The organism is Microbacterium sp. NPDC028030, from assembly GCF_040637855.1.
In the GTDB taxonomy this organism is placed as follows: domain Bacteria; phylum Actinomycetota; class Actinomycetes; order Actinomycetales; family Microbacteriaceae; genus Microbacterium.
Genome location: NZ_JBEZXF010000003.1, coordinates 146,040 through 163,408, shown reverse-complemented (window position 1 = coordinate 163,408; position 17,369 = coordinate 146,040). Strand labels below are relative to the sequence as shown.

Below are 17,369 nucleotides of genomic sequence, written 5' to 3'. Positions count from 1 at the left end.
CGCGTACGGTGGGCTCCGACGGGCGAGGGCGCCCGACAGGAGGAGTGCGAGATGGACTGGAAGATCGAGCTCATCTTCGTACCGGTCACCGACGTCGACCGGTCGAAGGAGTTCTACGAGAAGATCGGTTTCACCCCCGACTGGGATCACACGCCCGTCGAAGGGCTGCGATTCGTGCAGATGACACCCCCGGGGTCGGCATGCTCGATCGCGTTCGGCACCGGGTTGGGTATCGACCTCGAACCGGGGCGGCAGAACACCATCCAGGTCGTGGTGCCGGACGCCGACGAGGCTCTGGCGCATCTGCAGGGGCTCGGCGTCGAGGCGCGGGGCGTCGAGGAGCTGGCGTGGGGGCGCTTCGTCTCGTTCGACGACCCCGACGGCAACTCCTGGACACTGCAGCAGCTGCCTGAGTACGGCGCCTAGGGGTTCGTCGGCGCGTGCACCTTCGGCGTCAGACGATCGGTGTCGCGCCGCCGGAGACCACGATGCCTCCGGTCTCAGGAATGGCGACGAGCAGTTCGCTGGGGCGTCCGACATGCCTGCCCTGGCGGATCCGGACGGACTTGCCCGGGAAACCCTGCGCGCGAAGGTACGCGCCCGTCGAGGCGGCGGCCGACCCCGTTGCCGGGTCTTCGGTGATGCGACCGACCGGAAACAGATTCCTCGCCTCGAGGTCGGCCGGGTCTTCGGCGTGCAGCACCGTGACCGTGCCGAGCCACCCCTGTTCGCGCATGAGGGCGGCGACCTCCGACGGCGAGAACCGGAACTGGTGGAAGAGCTCGCGGTCGGCGAGGAACACGATCGGATGCCAGTTGCCCGCGAAGGCCTCGCGCGCGGGGAAGCGCGGATCGAGGTCGGAGGCGACCAGCCCGAGCATCTCGAGCAGCCGATCGCGGACGCGCTCGTCGAGGTCGCGGACCTGCGGCTCCACGCTCGTGAACGACACGGTCACCCGCCCATCGGCGCCCGCGAAAGACTCCATCGATATCGACCCGGCCGCGGTGTCGAACACCACGGTCCCGGCGCCGTCCCGCTCGGCGAGCGCCACGGCCGTCGCCACGGTGGCATGACCGCAGAAGGGTACTTCCGCCGCCGGCGACCAGTACCTCACGCGGTGACGGCCGGGGATCCCGCGCACCGGCGTCGCGAACGCGGTCTCCGAATAGCCCACGTCCGCGGCGATCCGCCGCATCTCCGACTCATCGAGACCGGTGGCGTCGAGCACGACTCCCGCCGGATTCCCGCCCTCCGGCGTCGCGGCGAACGCGCTGTAGCGCAGGATCTCGGGGGTGGTCGTCATCCCGGGAGCCTACCGGCAGCGCCCCTCACGAGTTCACACGGATGATCTCCTGCTGGTAGGGCGCGATGACATCGCCCGAGATGCGGAGGTCGAGGAGCAGGAATCGGCGGGACGCGGGGTCCTCCGTGGTCCAGATCGCGAGCCGGTCGAGGTCGGCGAGGGTGCGCACCGCGATGCCCTCCGCGCCCACGGCCGCACCGAACGCCGCGAAGTCGACCTCGGGGATGCGCATCGGACCCTCGGCCAGGCCCTTGAGCCCGTAGAGGTTGACCTCCGCGCCGTATGCCGCGTCGTTCCACACCACTGCCATGCCCCGGCCACCGGCCGCACGGACCGCGGATTCGAGGTCGGCGATCGCCATGAGACCGCCGCCGTCGCCCGAGGTCAGCACGATGGTGGACTCCCGCCGCGCGAGGGCCGCGCCCACCACGCTCGGCCAGCCTTGACCGATCGACTGGAACGCGGTGCCGACCATCATCATGCGATCGGGGGCAGCGACGGGCCAGTACATGTTCGCCCAGCCGATGAAGTGCCCGCCGTCGGACACCACGACGCGGTCTTCCGGCAGGAGTTCGGCGATGCGACGGGCGGCCGAACGCGGATCGAGGCGTCCGTCTGCGGCGAGCTCGTCCCCGGGCTCGTAGGCACGAGCCGCGGTCACGTCGACGGACTCGCGCCACGAGGTCGTCGTCGTCGCCGGGCTGAGTCGACGGACGAGGGCCTCGGCGGCCAACCGGGCATCGGCGCGCACGAACCCACCGACATGGGCATGTGTCGCCGCCGGAGCCGTGTCGATCTGGAACACCCGGGTCCCCGGGGCGAACAGTTCGCCGAAGCGCATCGTGAACTGGTTGAGCGAGGCGCCGAAGACCACTGCGACGTCGGCCGTGCGGACGAGGTCCATGGCCCCGTCCGCACCGAATCCTCCCGTCACCCCGAGGTCGTACTGCGGCTCGGGGAAGACACCACGGCCGAGGGCGGACGAGGCGGTCAGTGCCCCCGTCGCCGCGGCGAGCTCGCCCAGCGCGCCGCTCGCTCCGGACAGCCACGCACCACGGCCGGCCAGCAGGAACGGGCGGCGTGCGCCACGCAGGGCCTCGGCGATCTCGTCGAGCATCCCTTCGGCGAACTCGCCCCGCGGTGCGAGCGGTGCGGGGATGCGGGGGGACGGGGCCTCCGGCACCTCGCCGGCCTCGAGCGCGGCGACGTCATACGGGATGGCCAGCACGACCGGGACGCGATAGGTGAGGGCGTGCTCGATCGCGATGACCGTGGTCGCCGCGGCATCCGCGCGTCCGACCGTGTACGTGCGGGCGCCGACGGCGGAGGCGAGCGCGATCTGGTCGACGTCCCACGGGCGCGGGCCCGAAGTGGGCTCATCGCCGACCACGAGCACGAGCGGGACGTGCGCCTGCACGGCTTCGGCGAGAGCGGTCAGGGTGTTCGTGAACCCCGCGCCGTACGTGGACGTGCCGGCGGCGATGCGTCCGGAAGCGCGGAAGTGCGCATCCGCGGCGACCACGGCGCCCTGTTCGTGTCGGACGGCGGTGAACACGGCGTCGGTCTGCGTCTCGAGGGCGTCGAGGAAGTAGGCGTTGCCGTTGCCCATCACACCGAAGACGGCGTCGATGTGCTGGGCGAGGGTGAGAGCGACGTGCGCGGAGACGGTGGGCATGCGAAAGCCTTTCGAGACAGGGACGGAGGAACTGCGGGATCCGTATGTGTCTCGCCTCCGCATCTTCACGGAGTGCTTCGTGCCTCTTTTTCAGGCACCGGCCGGGCCGGACCCGCTCAGTCTACCGGCGGGTCGCGCGCCTCGGATACGCGAGAATGGGCCGATGACTGATGCAGCGATCGAGCGGGAGACGCTCACCTGGGACGGCTTCGGATCGGCGACGCGTGAGCTGGCGCGGAACATCCTCGACAGCGGCTTCATGCCGGAGGTGGTCGTCGCCATCGCCCGCGGCGGACTGCTGCCGGCCGGAGCGATCGCGTACGGACTCGGTGCCAAGAACTGCGGGGCGATCAACGTCGAGTTCTACACCGGCATCGGCACGGTCCTGGATGCGCCGGAGGTGCTTCCGCCTGAGCTCGACATGGCGTACCTGGATGGCCGCCGCGTTCTGCTCGTCGACGACGTCGCCGACTCCGGGCGCACCCTCGCACTCGCCGTGCAGCTGCTGAAGGACAAGGGTGCCGACGTGCGCTCGGTGACGATCTTCACCAAGCCTTCGACGATCATCCAGCCCGACTACGCCTGGAAGGACACCGATCTCTGGATCGACTTCCCGTGGTCGTTCCGCGGCACGGTGCGGGAAGAGGACCAGGGGCTCGCCCCTTCCGCCTGAACCGCGGCCATCCCGCGGGTCAGCCTCGCAGCAGCGATCGCAGCGTCTGGATCGTGTCCGCCTCCGCCGGCGACTTGTCGTCCCGGTAGCCCTTCACCCTGGCGAAGCGCAGGGCGATGCCTCCGGGGTAGCGCGGGGAGCGCTGCACGCCGTCGATCGCGATCTCGACCACGATCTCCGGACGCAGGAACACCGTGGATGCCGTGCGGTGTGTCTCATGCTCGGGGAAGTGCTCCGTCTGCCAGCGCAGCACCTCGTCGGTGAGGCCCTTGAACGTCTTGCCGACCATGACGAAGCCACCCGGGTCGGCGAACTCGCCCTCGGGATCGCGCGCTCCCAGGTGCAGGTTCGACAGCCAGCCTCGGCGTCGGCCCGATCCCCACTCCGCGCCGAGGACCACCAGGTCGAACGTCAGGACGGGCTTGACCTTGATCCAGGACTTGCCGCGGCGGCCGGCGGCATAGGGGGCGTCGATCGCCTTGACCACGACACCTTCGTGCCCTGCGGCGAGGGCATCGAGCGACAGCTGCTCGGCGGCAGCGGGGTCGTCGGTCACGACGCCGGGCATCCGCCAGTCTCCGGCCACGCGTTCGAGCTCGGACAGACGCGTGGAGAGAGGCTCGTCGAGCAGGTCACGCCCGTCGACATGCAGCACGTCGAAGAACCAGGGCCGCAGCACGAGCTCACGCGACACCTCGGCGCCGAACCTCGACATGGTCTCCTGGAACGGGCGCGGCCCTCCGTCTTCATCGAGCGACAGCGTCTCGCCGTCGAGGATGAGATCGTGGGCCGGCAGGGAGCGCACGATCTCGACGATCTCGGGCACACGGTGCGTGATGTCGGCGAGACTCCGGGTGTAGACGCCGACCTCGTCGCCGCGGCGGTGCACCTGGATGCGGGCGCCGTCGAGCTTGTATTCGACCGACGCCTCGCCCGTGACCTCGAGCGCCGCCGACGGACTCGCCGCCGTCGCCGCGAGCATGGGCAGGACCGGGCGACCGACCTGCAGCCCGACGGCCTCGAGCGCACCGAGGGGTTCGGTCAGCGCGATGCGAGCGGTCTCGCCGAGGTCGCCCGAGAGCATCGCGGCGCGACGGACGACGGCGGACGGGCGCTCCGCCGCGCGGGCGATGGCATCGAGGAGCACGCCGGAGAGGGCCCCGGTGCGCAGCTCGCCGAGCATCGCGCGCACCAGGAAGTCCCACTCCGCCGCGGTCGACCGAGACGCGAGATCGGCGAGGATCGCGGTGCGCGCGGCCGCGGAGCCCGTGCCGGATGCGGCAGCGAGGGCGTCGAGCGAGGTGTCGACGTCGCCGACGGTCAGCACGGACTCGTCGGTGTGCGCGATCTCGATGCCCGAGAGGCCGCGCCATCCGACCCCCAATCGTCCCTGTCGCGGCGTCGCGAGCAGGAGACCCGTCACGGCGGGCAGTTCGGTCGGATCGGCGCGCGCGAGCAGGTCGGCGATGGCGTCGATCTTGGCGAGTCGCGACGACGTGGCCCCGACGCGGTCGGCGGTGGAGACGAGCTCTGCGAGCATCATCTGGGCATTCTCGCATCGAGGTCCGACATCCGCATCGCACCGGGGCGCAGGCAGACACGCGGGATCAGGCCGATTCTCGGGAGAACGGCCTGATGCGGCGTGTTCGCCTGATGCGGAGGACGCGACGGGGCGGGGCGGGGCGGCGGAGGTCGTGCTCAGCGCCCGCGGAACTGCGGCTTGCGCTTCTCCTGGAACGCGGCGAAGCCCTCGCGGTAGTCGTCGGTGTCGCACAGGGCGGCCTGCGCGGTGTTCTCGATGCCGACCGCGTCCCACAGTGCGAGCCGCTCGTCGCGGATCCTCGCGATCAAATCTTTGCTGGCGAGGAAGGCCGCCGTGGCACCGCGGGCGGCCGTGGTGGCGGCGTCCGTCGTCGCCTGAGCCACCTCGTCGTCCGGGAACACCCGGGAGAACAGCCCGGAGGTCACGGCCTCTGCTCCGCTCATGAGCCGGCCCGTGTAGATCAGGTCGAGCGTCTTGTGGGCGCCGAGCCGATCGAGGAAGAGGGCGTGCCCGCCGGAGTCGAGCGTCGCGCCGAGTGCGGCGAACGGGGAGCCGATCTTCGCGGACTCCGCGACGTACACGACGTCGGTCGCGATCAGGAGCCCGAGCCCGACGCCCAGGCACGCGCCGTGGGCCATGGCGAACGTCGGGGCGGGGAACCGCGCCATGCGCTGCAGCAGCGGGGTGACCAGACCGCCGAGATAGCCGAGCACGTCGTCGTCCCGCGGATCGACGCCGGAGATGTCGCGCCCGGCGCAGAACGCGCGTCCCTCCCCGCGAAGCACCAACGCCCGCACGCTCGCCGCCTCCGCAGCCTCGTAGGCCGCATCCAGCTCGCCCAGCGCCTGTTCGTCCAGCGCGTTCAGCTTCGCCGGCGCGTTCAACACGATCGTGGCGACGTCTTCGGCGATGGTGAGATCGATCATCGGGGCTCCTGGTCAGACGTCGTAGTCCACGACCACACGGTCGCTCGTGGGGTGGGACTGGCAGGTGAGCACGAACCCGCGCTCGAGCTCATCCGGCTCCAGGGCGTAGTTCTCGGTCATGGTCACGCTGCCCTCCAGCACGCGTGCTCGACAGGTGCCGCACACTCCTCCGGCACACGCGAACGGGGCGTCAGGTCGCACGCGGAGCGCCGCGTTGAGCACCGACTCGTGGGCGTCGAACGGGCTCTCCACGGTCGAGGAGACGCCGTCGAGGGTGACCTCGATGCGCACGGTCTTCTCGCCCGCCCTCACCTGCACCGGTCTGGCCGCTCGCGCCGGTTCGTCGCCGGTCGTGAACAGCTCGAAGCGGATGTGCGAGCGGTCGACGCCCCGATCCGCCAGGACCTCGCGGCACAGGTCGACCAGGGCGAGCGGCCCGCACAGGAACCACTCGTCGACGGTCGCCGGCGGGATGAGGGTGTCGAGGATCGTGCGGAGCTTCTCCTCGTCGATGCGACCGGAGAGCACGGGCGCGGTCCGCTGCTCGCGGGACAGCACGTGGTGCAGCACGAGCCTGGTCGGGTAGCGATCCTTGAGGTCGGCGAGGTCTTCGAGGAACATCACGTCGAGCGTCGCGCGGTTGGTGTACAGGAGCGTGAACCGGGAGGTGTCCGACCGGGTCAGGACGGTGTGCGCGAGAGCCATCAACGGAGTGATCCCCGACCCCGCGGCGATGCCGACCACATGCCGGTGGTCGAGGTCGTCGAGCCCCGACGTGAAGGTGCCCTGCGGGCTCATGACGTCGATCTCGAATCCCGGGTGGAGTCCGGTCTGCGCCCAGGTCGAGAACAGTCCGCCCTCGTCGCGCTTGACCGCGACGCTCAGTCTCGTGTCCTGCCCGTCGTCCCTGTGCTCCGGCGCGCGGCACAGCGAGTACGAGCGCCGCACCTCGACACCGTCGAGCGTGGTGCGCAGCGCGACGTACTGCCCAGGGAGATGGTCGTATTCGTCGGCGAGGGCCGCGGGCACCGTGAAGGTCACCTCGACGGCGTCGTCGGTGAGCGGGCGCACGTCTTCGACCGTGAGCGTGTGGAAGCGCGCGCGTGTGCGGGGAGCGGCCTCGCGCGGAGTCGTCGGCCGAGGCGCCGGCGCAGCGGCAGCGGTGAAGAGCGACATGTCAGTGCACCTTGAAGTGGTCGAAGGGCTCGAGGCAGGCCCGGCACTCGAACAGGGCCTTGCAGGAGGTGGAGCCGAAGTGCGAGACCTCGCGGGTGTCGAGCGACCCGCAGCGCGGGCAGCGCACGCTCAGCGTCAGCCGGATCGGACCGCTCGACAATGCGGCACGCCCGGAGGGTGGCGCGATGCCGTACTCCACGAGCTTGCTCTTGCCCGCCTCGGTCATCCAGTCCGTGGTCCACGCGGGGGAGAGGACGAGGCGGACCTCCACCTCGGCATAGCCCGCGGCGGTGAGGGCGAGCACGACGTCGTCGCGGATGGCGTCCATCGCGGGGCAGCCGCTGTATGTCGGTGTGATGTCGACCCGGACGCGGGAGCCTTCGACCTCGACGGCACGCAGCACGCCGAGGTCTTCGATCGTGAGCACCGGCACCTCGGGGTCGGGAACGGCGGCGGCGATGACCCACGCGTCCTGGGTGGGAGTGCGGGTCACCATGATGCCCCCGGATGCCGTCGTGCGAGCACCTGCATCTCGGCGAGGATGTGGCCGAGCGGCGTGGCGTGCGCGCCCCGTCGACCACCGGCGGACGAAGCGGCGACGGCGGGCGTCGCCACCTCGGCGTCGGCGAAGACCGTCTCGACCACCCGGTCGAATCCGGCGCGGAGCGTCGACGGGCGCACGGCCGCATCGCCGAGGCGGTCGATCAGGTCGTCGTCGCGGAAGAGCTCGTCGACGTACGGCCAGACGTCGCCGAGCGCGCGGATCATCCGCGTCCGGGACTCCTCGGTGCCGCCGGCGAGTCGCAGCACCCACTGCACGGCGTGGTCGCGGTGGTAGTCGACCTCCTTGAGGGACTTCTCGGCGATCGCCGCGAAGGTCGCGTCGCTGCTCGCGCGCAGCGCGGCGTAGAGCTCGAACATGTACGTGGCGACCACGAACTGCCGGGCGATCGTCTGGGCGAAGTCGCCGTTGGGCTGCTGCACGATCCACGCGCAGCGGAACTCGGGCTCGTCGCGGAAGAACGCGAGCTCGTCTTCGCTGCGACCGTCGTACGATCCGGCATAGTGCAGGAACGACCGGGCGTGGCCGAGGAGGTCGAGCGCGATGTTGCCCAGCGCCACATCCTCCTCCAGTTCGGGAGCGCGGGAGATCCACCCGCCCAGCTGTTGCGAGAGGATCAGTGCATCGTCGCCGAGCCGCATGGCGTACTCGGCGATGTCGGCCGATGCGGCGACCGCACCGGTGCCCGACAGCTCCTGCGAGAGGCGGGGCTCGTCGACGGAGACGTCGCCGTGGACGTCGAGATCGTCATGCGCGGCGCTCACAGGTGCGGCACTCCCTCGGACGCCGTGTAGTACACCGCGTGCCGGTAGTTCTTGCCTGCGGGGCTCTCGAAGTACGCGCCCTTCGCGTCGGGGTCGCTCGTGGTGATCGCCTCGGCAGGAGCGACCCAGATCGAGACGCCCTCACCGCGACGCGTGTAGAGGTCTCGGGCGTTGCGGATCGCCATCTCGGCATCAGGGGCGTGCAGTGAGCCCACATGCACGTGGCTCAGCCCGCGGTTCGCGCGGACGAACACCTCCCACAGCGGCCACGGCTCGCGCTCGTCTGCTCCCGGCGTCGCCATCACGCCACCGCCTTCGTCTTCAGTGCCTGCTTGCGGGCGTACTCGGCCGCGGCCTCGCGCACCCAGGCGCCTTCCTCGTGCGCCGTGCGGCGGCGCTCCAGGCGCTCGGCGTTGCAGGGCCCGTTGCCGCGCAGCACCTCGAAGAACTCCTCCCAGTCGATCTCTCCGATCGCGTACTGCCCGGTCTCCTCGTCGAAGCGCAGGTCGGGGTCGGGAAGCGTGACGCCGAGGATCTCGGCCTGGGGTACCAGCATCCCGACGAAGCGCTGACGCAGCTCGTCGTTCGAGAACCGCTTGATCTTCCACTTCATCGACTGCGCCGAGTTGGGGGACTGGTCGTCTGGCGGTCCGAACATCGCCAGACTCGGCCAGTACCAGCGGTCCACCGCGTCCTGCGCCATCCGCCGCTGCTCCTCTGTTCCGTGCATGAGCGTGAGGAGGATCTCGAAGCCCTGCCGCTGATGGAACGACTCCTCCTTGCAGACGCGGACCATGGCCCGGCCGTAGGGGCCGTACGATGCGCGGCACAGCGGCACCTGGTTGCAGATCGCCGCGCCGTCGACCAGCCAGCCGATGGCCCCCATGTCGGCCCAGGTGGGGGTGGGGTAGTTGAAGATCGAGGAGTACTTGGCTCTGCCGGTGATGAGTTGGTCCATCATCTCGTCGCGGGTGGCGCCGAGGGTCTGCGCGGCGGAGTAGAGATAGAGCCCGTGGCCCGCTTCGTCCTGCACCTTGGCCATCAGGATGGCCTTGCGCTTGAGGCTCGGCGCGCGCGTGATCCAGTTGCCCTCCGGCTGCATCCCGATGATCTCGGAGTGCGCATGCTGGGAGATCTGCCTGATCAGGGTCTTGCGGTAGGCGTCGGGCATCCAGTCGCGTGGCTCGATGCGCTGCTCGTTCGCGATGAGCTCGTCGAACAGGCGCTCCTCGTCGGAGAGCTCGCCCACCAGGGACAGGTCTGCGGGACTGGTCATCATCGACTCCTCGGCATCCGGTCTTCTTTACTGACCGATCGTTAGGTAATTCTGACACACGGGATGAGCGGATTCAAGACGGGTGCTCAGCGCGAGCGGAAGATCGGCTCGAGGTGCGAAGGAGACCACGTGTCGGCGGGGTGGGGCAGAGTGGAGGGATGACCTCCGCTGCTCCCCTCGCCACCCGCGACGCCGCACGGGCGGCTCTGCGCGAACTCGTCGGACGACACGATGCCGACTTCCACGACGGGCAGCATGAGGCGATCGCGGCGCTGGTCGAAGGGCGTCGTCGCGCTCTCGTCGTGCAGCGGACGGGGTGGGGCAAGTCGGCCGTGTACTTCGTCGCGACGCTGTTGCTGCGGCGCGAGGGCGCGGGCCCGACCGTGCTGGTCTCGCCGCTGCTCGCCCTCATGCGCGACCAGATCGCTGCGGCCGAACGAGCCGGCGTTCGCGCGGTCGCGATCAACTCCACGAATGCGCACGAGTGGACCGACGTTCTCGCGCGACTCGACCGCGACGAGGTCGATGTGCTGCTGGTGTCGCCCGAGCGCCTCAACAATCCCGCCTTCCGGGAGCAGCAGCTGCCGGCTCTCGTCCGCCGCATCGGCATGCTCGTGGTCGACGAGGCGCACTGCATCAGCGACTGGGGGCACGACTTCCGCCCCGACTATCGACGCCTGCGAGACCTCATCGCGCAGATGCCGGCCGATGTGCCGGTGCTCGCGACCACGGCGACCGCGAACAGCCGCGTGGTCGCCGACGTCGCCGAGCAGCTGGGCACCCTCCAGGAGGGAGGCGCCGAAGAGGCCGAGCCGGTACTCACGATCCGCGGCCCGCTCGCCCGGACGTCGCTTCGACTGGGCGTGCTGCGGCTGCGCGATTCGGCGAGTCGCCTTGCCTGGCTCCTGAGTCACCTCGACGACCTCCCTGGCTCCGGCATCATCTACACCCTCACCGTGGCCGCGGCTGTCGACACCGCCCGACTGCTGCGCGACCACGGCCACGATGTCCGTGCGTACACCGGGCAGACCGACACCGACGAGCGGGCCGAGTCGGAGGGGATGCTCAAGCGCAACGAGGTCAAGGCGCTGGTCGCGACCAGCGCGCTCGGCATGGGGTTCGACAAGCCGGATCTCGGATTCGTCCTGCATCTCGGCGCCCCGTCGTCGCCCGTCGCGTACTACCAGCAGGTCGGACGCGCCGGTCGTGCCAGCGAGAGCGCCGACGTGCTGCTGCTGCCGGGCGTCGAGGATCGCGACATCTGGCACTACTTCGCGACGGCGTCGATGCCCGATCGGGAGCGTGCGGAACGGGTGATCGCGGCACTCGGAGACACCCCGATCTCGACTCCGGCACTCGAGGCGATGGTCGACATCCGCCGCACCCCGCTGGAGCTGCTGCTCAAGGTGCTCGACGTCGACGGCGCCGTCCGGCGTGTGCAGGGCGGGTGGGTCTCGACGGGGGAGCCGTGGACGTACGACGCGGAGCGCTACGAGCGCATCGCCGCCGAGCGGGTCGCCGAGCAGCAGCACATGATCGAGTACGAGCAGACGGACGCATGCCGCATGGAGTTCCTGCAGCGTGCGCTCGACGACGGCACGGCTGCCCCGTGCGGGAGGTGCGACAACTGTGCCGGCGCGTGGTTCCCCCGTGAGATCGGGGAGGCGGCGAGCACACAGGCCGCGGAGTCTCTCGACCGGGTCGGGGTGCCTATCGAGCCCCGCCGTGCCTGGCCCACGGGAGCCGAGCGACTCGACGTGCCCGTCAAGGGGCGCATCCCCGCGGAGGAGCAGGCGGTCGAGGGGAGGGCGCTGGCGCGGCTCACAGATCTGGGGTGGGGCGGGACGCTGCGGGAGATGTTCGCCGCGGGCGCCGTCGATGCCCCCGTGACGCCGCCCGTGCTGCAGGGGTGCATCCGGGTGCTCGCGGGATGGGAGTGGGCGGAGCGTCCGGTCGCGGTCGTCGCGATGCCCTCACGGTCGCGTCCGCTGTTGGTCGACTCCCTCGCGCGAGGTCTCGCCGAGATCGGACGACTGCCGTACCTCGGAGCGCTCGCTCCCATCGGGGGCGGCCCGACGGGTCAGCCGGGTGGCAACAGCGTGTTCCGTCTCGCCGGGCTCTGGGATCGGTTCAGCGCCGCGCACCTCGACGTTCCGGCCGGGCCCGTGCTGCTCGTGGACGATCTGGTCGACAGCAGGTGGACGATGACGGTGGCAGCGCGCGTGCTCCGGCAGGCGGGGGCCACGGCGGTGCAGCCCTTCGCTCTCGCAGTGCGCGGCTGAGCGGAGGGCGCAGCGGCGGTCTCACTCGTCGGCCGGGGCGACGCGGGGTGGCCAGGTGGTCGCGCCGAGTTCGCGCGAGATGTTCCTGGCGGTCTCTCGGAGCGCGTTGAGGATCGCATCGGAGACGGGCGTCTGCGAGGTCGGCAGCACCACGGCGACCGCGGCGACGATGTCGTTGGAGGCATCGGCGACGGGTGCGGCCAGAGACGACTCGCCCAGCACGGCTTCGTCGAACTCGCCTGCCGTGCCGCGTTCGGCGATCGCGGGGAGCTCCAGCGTCACGCGGGCGATGTCGGTGGTGGTGTCCCCGGTGAGGCTGCGCAGCGGCTGGGCGAAGACGTTCTGCTGGAAGCCGAGGTCGTACGCGAGCAGCACCTTGCCCATCGCCGAGGCGTGCGCGGGGATCGCGACGCCGGTCTCGAGCATCTGCTGGCTGTCGTCGGGGCGCAGGTTGTGGTGGATGACGAGGACGTCGGTGAAGTGCGGGGCGCCGAGGCGCACCGAGAGGTTCGTGCGGCGGGCGAGCTCCTGCGTCCAGCGCATCGCCCTGGCGCGCACGTCGAGGGTGTCGAGGTACACGTTGCTCAGACGCAGCAGCGTCGGACCGAGCATGTAGCGCTGACCGCCGCGCTCCTTCGCGACGAGTCCGTGCGAACGCAGCGACTTGACGATCCCGTGCACGGTCGACGGCGGCAGGCTCAGGGCGGCAGCGAGGTCGGTGATGCCGAGATGGCGTGCTCCCTGGAGCAGTTCGAGGATCTTCGCCGCGCGGTCGATCGCCTGGATCACGGGAGCCCTCCTTCCGGTGCGTCGTCGAGCCGGTGCAGATCGAGCCGGGCTTCAGGATCGATCTTGACAACCCGGCAGGCCCCGAGCATATTCGACATTAACGAATTGCTTTCCGATTTTTGCGAAAATCGCTGTGGATCAAAGGAGATCGAACGATGAAGAAGCTCATCAACGCCCCCGAGGATGTCCTCGTCGAGTCTCTGAAGGGTGTCGCGCTCGCTCATCCGGAGCTCTCCGTCGACCTCGAGAACCACGTCATCACGCGGGCGACCCCGAAGGAGCAGGGGAAGGTCGCGATCGTCTCCGGTGGCGGATCGGGCCACGAACCGCTGCACGGCGGCTTCGTCGGCACCGGCATGCTCGACGCGGCGGTCGCCGGCGAGGTCTTCACTTCTCCCACTCCTGACCGGGTGCAGGTCGCGACCAAGGCCGTCGACCGGGGGGCCGGCGTGCTGCACATCGTCAAGAACTACACCGGAGACGTCTTGAACTTCGAGATGGCCGCCGAGCTCGCCTCCATGGAGGGCATCGAGGTGGGCAGCATCACGGTCGATGACGACGTGGCCGTGCAGGACTCCCTGTACACCGCAGGGCGCCGCGGGGTGGGGCTGACCGTCCTGCTGGAGAAGATCGTCGGCGCCGCCGCCGAGGAGGGGCGCGACCTCGCCGCGGTCGTCGAGCTGGCGAAGAAGGTCAACGGGCAGGGCAGGTCTATGGGTATGGCGCTCACGAGCTGCACCGTGCCCGCCGCGGGCAAGCCGACCTTCGACCTGCCGGACGACCAGATGGAGATCGGCATCGGCATCCACGGAGAGCCGGGGCGTCACCGCGAGCCGCTCGCCCCGGCGGCCGACATCGCCCGCCAGCTCGTGGAACCGATCCTCGCCGATCTCGACGCGGCCGGACCCGCGATCGTGATGCTGAACGGCATGGGCGCGACACCGCTCATCGAGCTGTACCTCATGTACGGCGAGGTCGCGGCGATCCTCGAGAAGTCCGGCGTGCAGATCGCCAGGAACCTGGTCGGCAACTACATCACCTCCCTCGACATGGCCGGATGCTCGGTCACGGTGCTCAAGGCCGACGACGAACTGCTGCGGCTGTGGGACGCCCCGGTGAACACCCCCGGCCTGCGGTGGGGCGCGTGATGGCGGCCGTCGACACCGCCGTCCTCGCCGACTGGGTGACTCGCTTCGGGGCCGCCGTCACCGACAAGCGCGACTGGCTCACCGAACTCGACTCGGCGATCGGCGACGCGGATCACGGAGCCAACATGGCCAGGGGCATGGGTGCCGTCGCGGAGAAGCTCGGCGCGGGGACGCCGGCCACGGTCGATGAGCTGCTGAAGACGGTCGGCATGACCCTCGTGAGCTCGGTGGGCGGAGCGAGCGGCCCGCTCTACGGCACCTTCTTCCTGCGGATGGGGATGACCGCGGGGGCGGTGCAGGAACTCGACGGTCCCGGTCTCGCTGCCGCGCTGCGAGCGGGACTCGACGGCATCGTCGCTCGGGGGAAGGCGGAGGCGGGGGACAAGACGATGTTCGACGCGATGGCGCCCGCCGTCGATGCGTTGGACGCCGCGCTCGCGGGCGGCTCGTCGGTCGTCGACGCCGTCAGGACTGCGGCGGAGGCCGCCGAGGTCGGCCGCGACGCGACGTCGCCCCTCGTCGCCCGCAAGGGACGAGCGAGCTATCTCGGCGAGCGCAGCGCCGGGCACCTCGACCCGGGAGCCGCCTCCACGGCGATCCTGTTCGACACGCTCGCCGCGGCCGTCGCTGGCAGCGCCGGATGATCGGCATCGTCGCCGTCTCCCACAGCGCGCGGCTCGGGGAGGCGGCGCTGGAGCTTGCCCTGCAGATGGTGCCGGGCGGGGGAGTGCGCGTGCAGGTGGCGGCCGGCGCCGGCGTCGACGGTGACGGCACCCCGATCCTCGGTACCGATGCCGTCGCCGTGGCGGCGGCGATCGACGAGCTCGCGGCCGACTGCGACGGCGTCCTGGTCCTGATGGACCTCGGCTCGGCCGTCCTGAGCGCGGAACTCGCACTCGAACTGCGCGCGAGCGCCGCTCCCGTGCGACTCGCACCGGCTCCGTTCGTCGAGGGACTGCTCGCAGCCGTCGTGTCCGCCGCCGCGGGGGGCGGGCTCGACGCCGTCGCCGCGGAGGCGTCTGCAGCACTGGGGGCGAAGACGGGGCAGCTCGGCGAACAGGGAGGCGACGCGACCGCATCTGAGACGGCGACCGCCTTCGACGATGGGACGCCGGGCGACGGAGTGGACGACGGCGACGTGCTCGTGCGGCGCGTGCGGGTGCGCAACCCCCAGGGGCTCCACGCCCGCCCTGCTGCTCTGATCGCCGAGGCCTCGGCCGGGGCGGAGGTGCGTCTGCGGCGCCTTCCCGATGGGCCGGATGCGTCGGCCGCCAGTCTCTCGCGCCTCCTGGTCCTCGGGGCCAGGCAGGGTGACGAGCTCGAACTCCGTGCGCGCGGGGCCGACGCCGCCTCCGTGCTCGACCGACTCTCGGCGCTGTTCGACGACGGCTTCGGCGAGGGGACGGATGCCGCGGCGCCGACGTCGGACGACATCTCTCCCGCCGCCGCGCCGGCCGTGTCCCCGGATCCGCCCGTCGAGGTCGCCCCCGGATCGGTCCTGCGCGGACGCGGCGTGAGCCCGGGCCGGGTCGCCGCCCCCGTCGTGCACCTGGCGCCCGCGGTCACCGAGCCCGATGCCGAGGTGGTCGTCCCCCCGGCCGAGCGCGATGCGGAGGTGTCGGCGATCGAGTGGGCTGCCGTCGCCGTCGCCGATCAGCTGCGGACCCGCACCGCACAGGCCACGGGCGAGACGAGGGCGATCCTCGATGCCTCGCGGCTGCTGGCGTCGGATCCCGAGCTGGTGTCGGAGGCGACGGCGCTCGTCAGGGCTCAGGGGCGCAGTGCGGCCAGGGCGGTGTGGGAGACGGCCGTCGAACACGAGAGGGGCATCGCCGCGCTGGGTGGGCGGATGGCCGAGCGTGTCGCCGACATCCGCGATGTGCGCGACCGGATCATCGCCGAGATCCTTCAGGTCGACATGCCGGGTGTGCCGGAGCGGGATGAGCCGTTCGTGCTCGTCGCGACCGACCTCGCCCCGGCCGACACGGCCTCCCTCGCGGGCGGCCGCTGCGCCGCGCTGGTCACGGAACAGGGTGGCCCGACCTCGCACACCGCGATCATCGCCCGGTCGTTGGGGCTTCCCGCCGTGGTCGGAGTGCCCGGCGCCGTGGGCATCCCCGTCGGGTCCACGGTTCTCGTGGACGGCGGCCGTGGGGCGGTCGAGGTCGATCCCCCGCTCGCGCGCGTCGCGGAGGCGGCGGCCGCTGTCTCCGTCGTGGAGTTCGACGGCGCCGGGCGTCTCGCCGATGGACACCGCATCCCGCTCCTCGCGAACGTGGGCGGAGCCGTCGACGCCGAGAACGGTGCCGCGGCGCACGCCGAGGGCGTCGGCCTCTTCCGCACCGAGTTCTGCTTCCTGGACCGGACGGATGCGCCGTCGGTCGCGGAGCAGACCGCGGCATACCGGGGCGTACTGGCGGCGTTCCCCGGGCGGCGGGTGGTCGTGCGCACGCTCGACGCCGGGAGCGACAAGCCGTTGCCCTTCGCGAACGCGGAGCAGGAGGAGAATCCGGCTCTGGGAGTGCGGGGCCTGCGCATCGCCCGCCGGAATCCGGCACTGCTGGACGATCAGCTGCACGCGCTCGCCGCGGCAGCCGATGCCGAGTCCGCCGAGATCGAGGTCATGGCCCCGATGGTCGCCACAGTCGAAGAGGCGGTCGCGTTCGCTGAGCGGTGTCGTGCCGCGGGGCTGGAGCGCGTGGGCATCATGATCGAGACACCGGCCGCGGCGCTGCTCGCCGCCGAACTGCTCGAGGTGGTCGACTTCGTGAGCCTCGGGACCAACGACCTGGCGCAGTACACCCTCGCGGCCGATCGTCAGCTCGCCGACCTCGCCGATCTCAACGATCCGTGGCAGCCGGCGGTCCTCCGTCTGATCGGCGCCGTCGGAGAGGCGGGACGGGCCGCGGGGAAGCCCGTCGGGGTGTGCGGGGAGGCCGGGGGCGACCCCGCGCTCGCCCCGGTGCTCGTCGGTCTCGGGGTCACATCGCTGTCGATGACCTCGCGATCGCTCGGACGTGTTGCGGCGGCATTGGACGCCGTGACCGAGGAGGAGTGCCGCCGGGCGGCGAGGGCGGCGCTCGGCGCTGCGACAGTCGCTGAGGCCCGAGCCGCGGCGCAGAGCGACGGGGCAGGAGCAGTATCGCGGTGATCGTGTATTCCGGATACAGCATGGGATTCATCTCGGTCTGATACCGGAATATATCGCTCTCTGTTCCCGCAGCCGTCTCCCTCGATACGGTGTGCACAGGG

16 protein-coding genes are annotated in these 17,369 nt (G+C 70.9%); 6 read left to right on the top strand and 10 right to left on the bottom strand.

What is annotated here, in order from left to right; all coding sequences use genetic code 11:
- Positions 1-51: 51 nt before the first annotated feature.
- On the top strand, positions 52-426 hold the full coding sequence (locus tag AB0E56_RS15255; RefSeq protein ID WP_359800363.1) for a VOC family protein: 375 nt from the start codon (positions 52-54) through the stop codon (positions 424-426).
- A gap of 28 nt (positions 427-454) precedes the next feature.
- On the opposite strand, the gene AB0E56_RS15250 is transcribed toward AB0E56_RS15255, so the two are convergent.
- Positions 455-1,303: a PhzF family phenazine biosynthesis isomerase gene (locus AB0E56_RS15250; RefSeq protein ID WP_359800361.1), complete on the bottom strand. Its 849-nt coding sequence runs from the start codon at positions 1,301-1,303 to the stop codon at positions 455-457.
- A gap of 25 nt (positions 1,304-1,328) precedes the next feature.
- Positions 1,329-2,978, bottom strand: coding sequence for a thiamine pyrophosphate-binding protein (locus AB0E56_RS15245; protein ID WP_359800360.1), 1,650 nt, complete (start codon positions 2,976-2,978; stop codon positions 1,329-1,331).
- Between the two features lie 163 nt (positions 2,979-3,141).
- On the opposite strand from AB0E56_RS15245, the gene AB0E56_RS15240 reads away from it, so the two are divergent.
- On the top strand, positions 3,142-3,651 hold the full coding sequence (locus AB0E56_RS15240) for a phosphoribosyltransferase (RefSeq protein WP_359800359.1): 510 nt from the start codon (positions 3,142-3,144) through the stop codon (positions 3,649-3,651).
- Between the two features lie 19 nt (positions 3,652-3,670).
- Here AB0E56_RS15240 and AB0E56_RS15235 read toward each other — a convergent pair whose 3' ends face one another.
- From AB0E56_RS15235 to paaA, 7 genes are all read right to left on the bottom strand, one after another.
- Entirely contained in the window at positions 3,671-5,194 is a 1,524-nt protein-coding gene (locus AB0E56_RS15235) for an ATP-dependent DNA ligase (RefSeq protein WP_359800357.1), read from the bottom strand.
- A gap of 155 nt (positions 5,195-5,349) precedes the next feature.
- Entirely contained in the window at positions 5,350-6,120 is a 771-nt protein-coding gene (locus AB0E56_RS15230) for an enoyl-CoA hydratase/isomerase family protein (protein ID WP_359800355.1), read from the bottom strand.
- 12 nt (positions 6,121-6,132) lie between these two features.
- A complete protein-coding gene (gene paaE, locus AB0E56_RS15225; protein ID WP_359800353.1) occupies positions 6,133-7,296 on the bottom strand; it encodes a 1,2-phenylacetyl-CoA epoxidase subunit PaaE in 1,164 nt (387 codons plus the stop codon).
- 1 nt (position 7,297) lies between these two features.
- Positions 7,298-7,792, bottom strand: coding sequence for a 1,2-phenylacetyl-CoA epoxidase subunit PaaD (gene paaD / locus AB0E56_RS15220; protein WP_359800350.1), 495 nt, complete (start codon positions 7,790-7,792; stop codon positions 7,298-7,300).
- Complete coding sequence (gene paaC / locus AB0E56_RS15215) at positions 7,786-8,622, bottom strand: 1,2-phenylacetyl-CoA epoxidase subunit PaaC (protein WP_359800348.1); 837 nt, start codon at positions 8,620-8,622, stop codon at positions 7,786-7,788. The genes paaD and paaC overlap by 7 nt, the downstream gene beginning before the upstream one ends.
- Positions 8,619-8,924 (bottom strand): 1,2-phenylacetyl-CoA epoxidase subunit PaaB, encoded by a 306-nt coding sequence (paaB, locus tag AB0E56_RS15210; RefSeq protein ID WP_029262355.1) that lies wholly within the window; start codon positions 8,922-8,924, stop codon positions 8,619-8,621. Before paaB ends, paaC begins: the two co-directional genes overlap by 4 nt.
- The gene (paaA, locus tag AB0E56_RS15205; protein WP_359800345.1) at positions 8,924-9,898 is read right to left on the bottom strand and encodes a 1,2-phenylacetyl-CoA epoxidase subunit PaaA; all 975 of its coding nucleotides are present in this window, start codon (positions 9,896-9,898) and stop codon (positions 8,924-8,926) included. Before paaA ends, paaB begins: the two co-directional genes overlap by 1 nt.
- A gap of 158 nt (positions 9,899-10,056) precedes the next feature.
- On the opposite strand from paaA, the gene AB0E56_RS15200 reads away from it, so the two are divergent.
- Positions 10,057-12,180: a DEAD/DEAH box helicase gene (locus AB0E56_RS15200; RefSeq protein WP_359800343.1), complete on the top strand. Its 2,124-nt coding sequence runs from the start codon at positions 10,057-10,059 to the stop codon at positions 12,178-12,180.
- Between the two features lie 21 nt (positions 12,181-12,201).
- Here AB0E56_RS15200 and AB0E56_RS15195 read toward each other — a convergent pair whose 3' ends face one another.
- Complete coding sequence (locus AB0E56_RS15195) at positions 12,202-12,969, bottom strand: IclR family transcriptional regulator (protein WP_359800341.1); 768 nt, start codon at positions 12,967-12,969, stop codon at positions 12,202-12,204.
- A gap of 155 nt (positions 12,970-13,124) precedes the next feature.
- On the opposite strand from AB0E56_RS15195, the gene dhaK reads away from it, so the two are divergent.
- The 3 genes from dhaK to ptsP are packed head-to-tail and all read left to right on the top strand — an operon-like array spanning position 13,125 to position 17,268.
- Positions 13,125-14,117, top strand: a complete 993-nt coding sequence (gene dhaK / locus AB0E56_RS15190) for a dihydroxyacetone kinase subunit DhaK (RefSeq protein ID WP_359800338.1) — start codon at positions 13,125-13,127, stop codon at positions 14,115-14,117.
- A complete protein-coding gene (dhaL, locus tag AB0E56_RS15185) occupies positions 14,117-14,761 on the top strand; it encodes a dihydroxyacetone kinase subunit DhaL (protein WP_359800335.1) in 645 nt (214 codons plus the stop codon). Before dhaK ends, dhaL begins: the two co-directional genes overlap by 1 nt.
- Complete coding sequence (ptsP, locus tag AB0E56_RS15180; RefSeq protein WP_359800332.1) at positions 14,758-17,268, top strand: phosphoenolpyruvate--protein phosphotransferase; 2,511 nt, start codon at positions 14,758-14,760, stop codon at positions 17,266-17,268. Before dhaL ends, ptsP begins: the two co-directional genes overlap by 4 nt.
- The last annotated feature ends 101 nt before the right edge of the window (positions 17,269-17,369 follow it).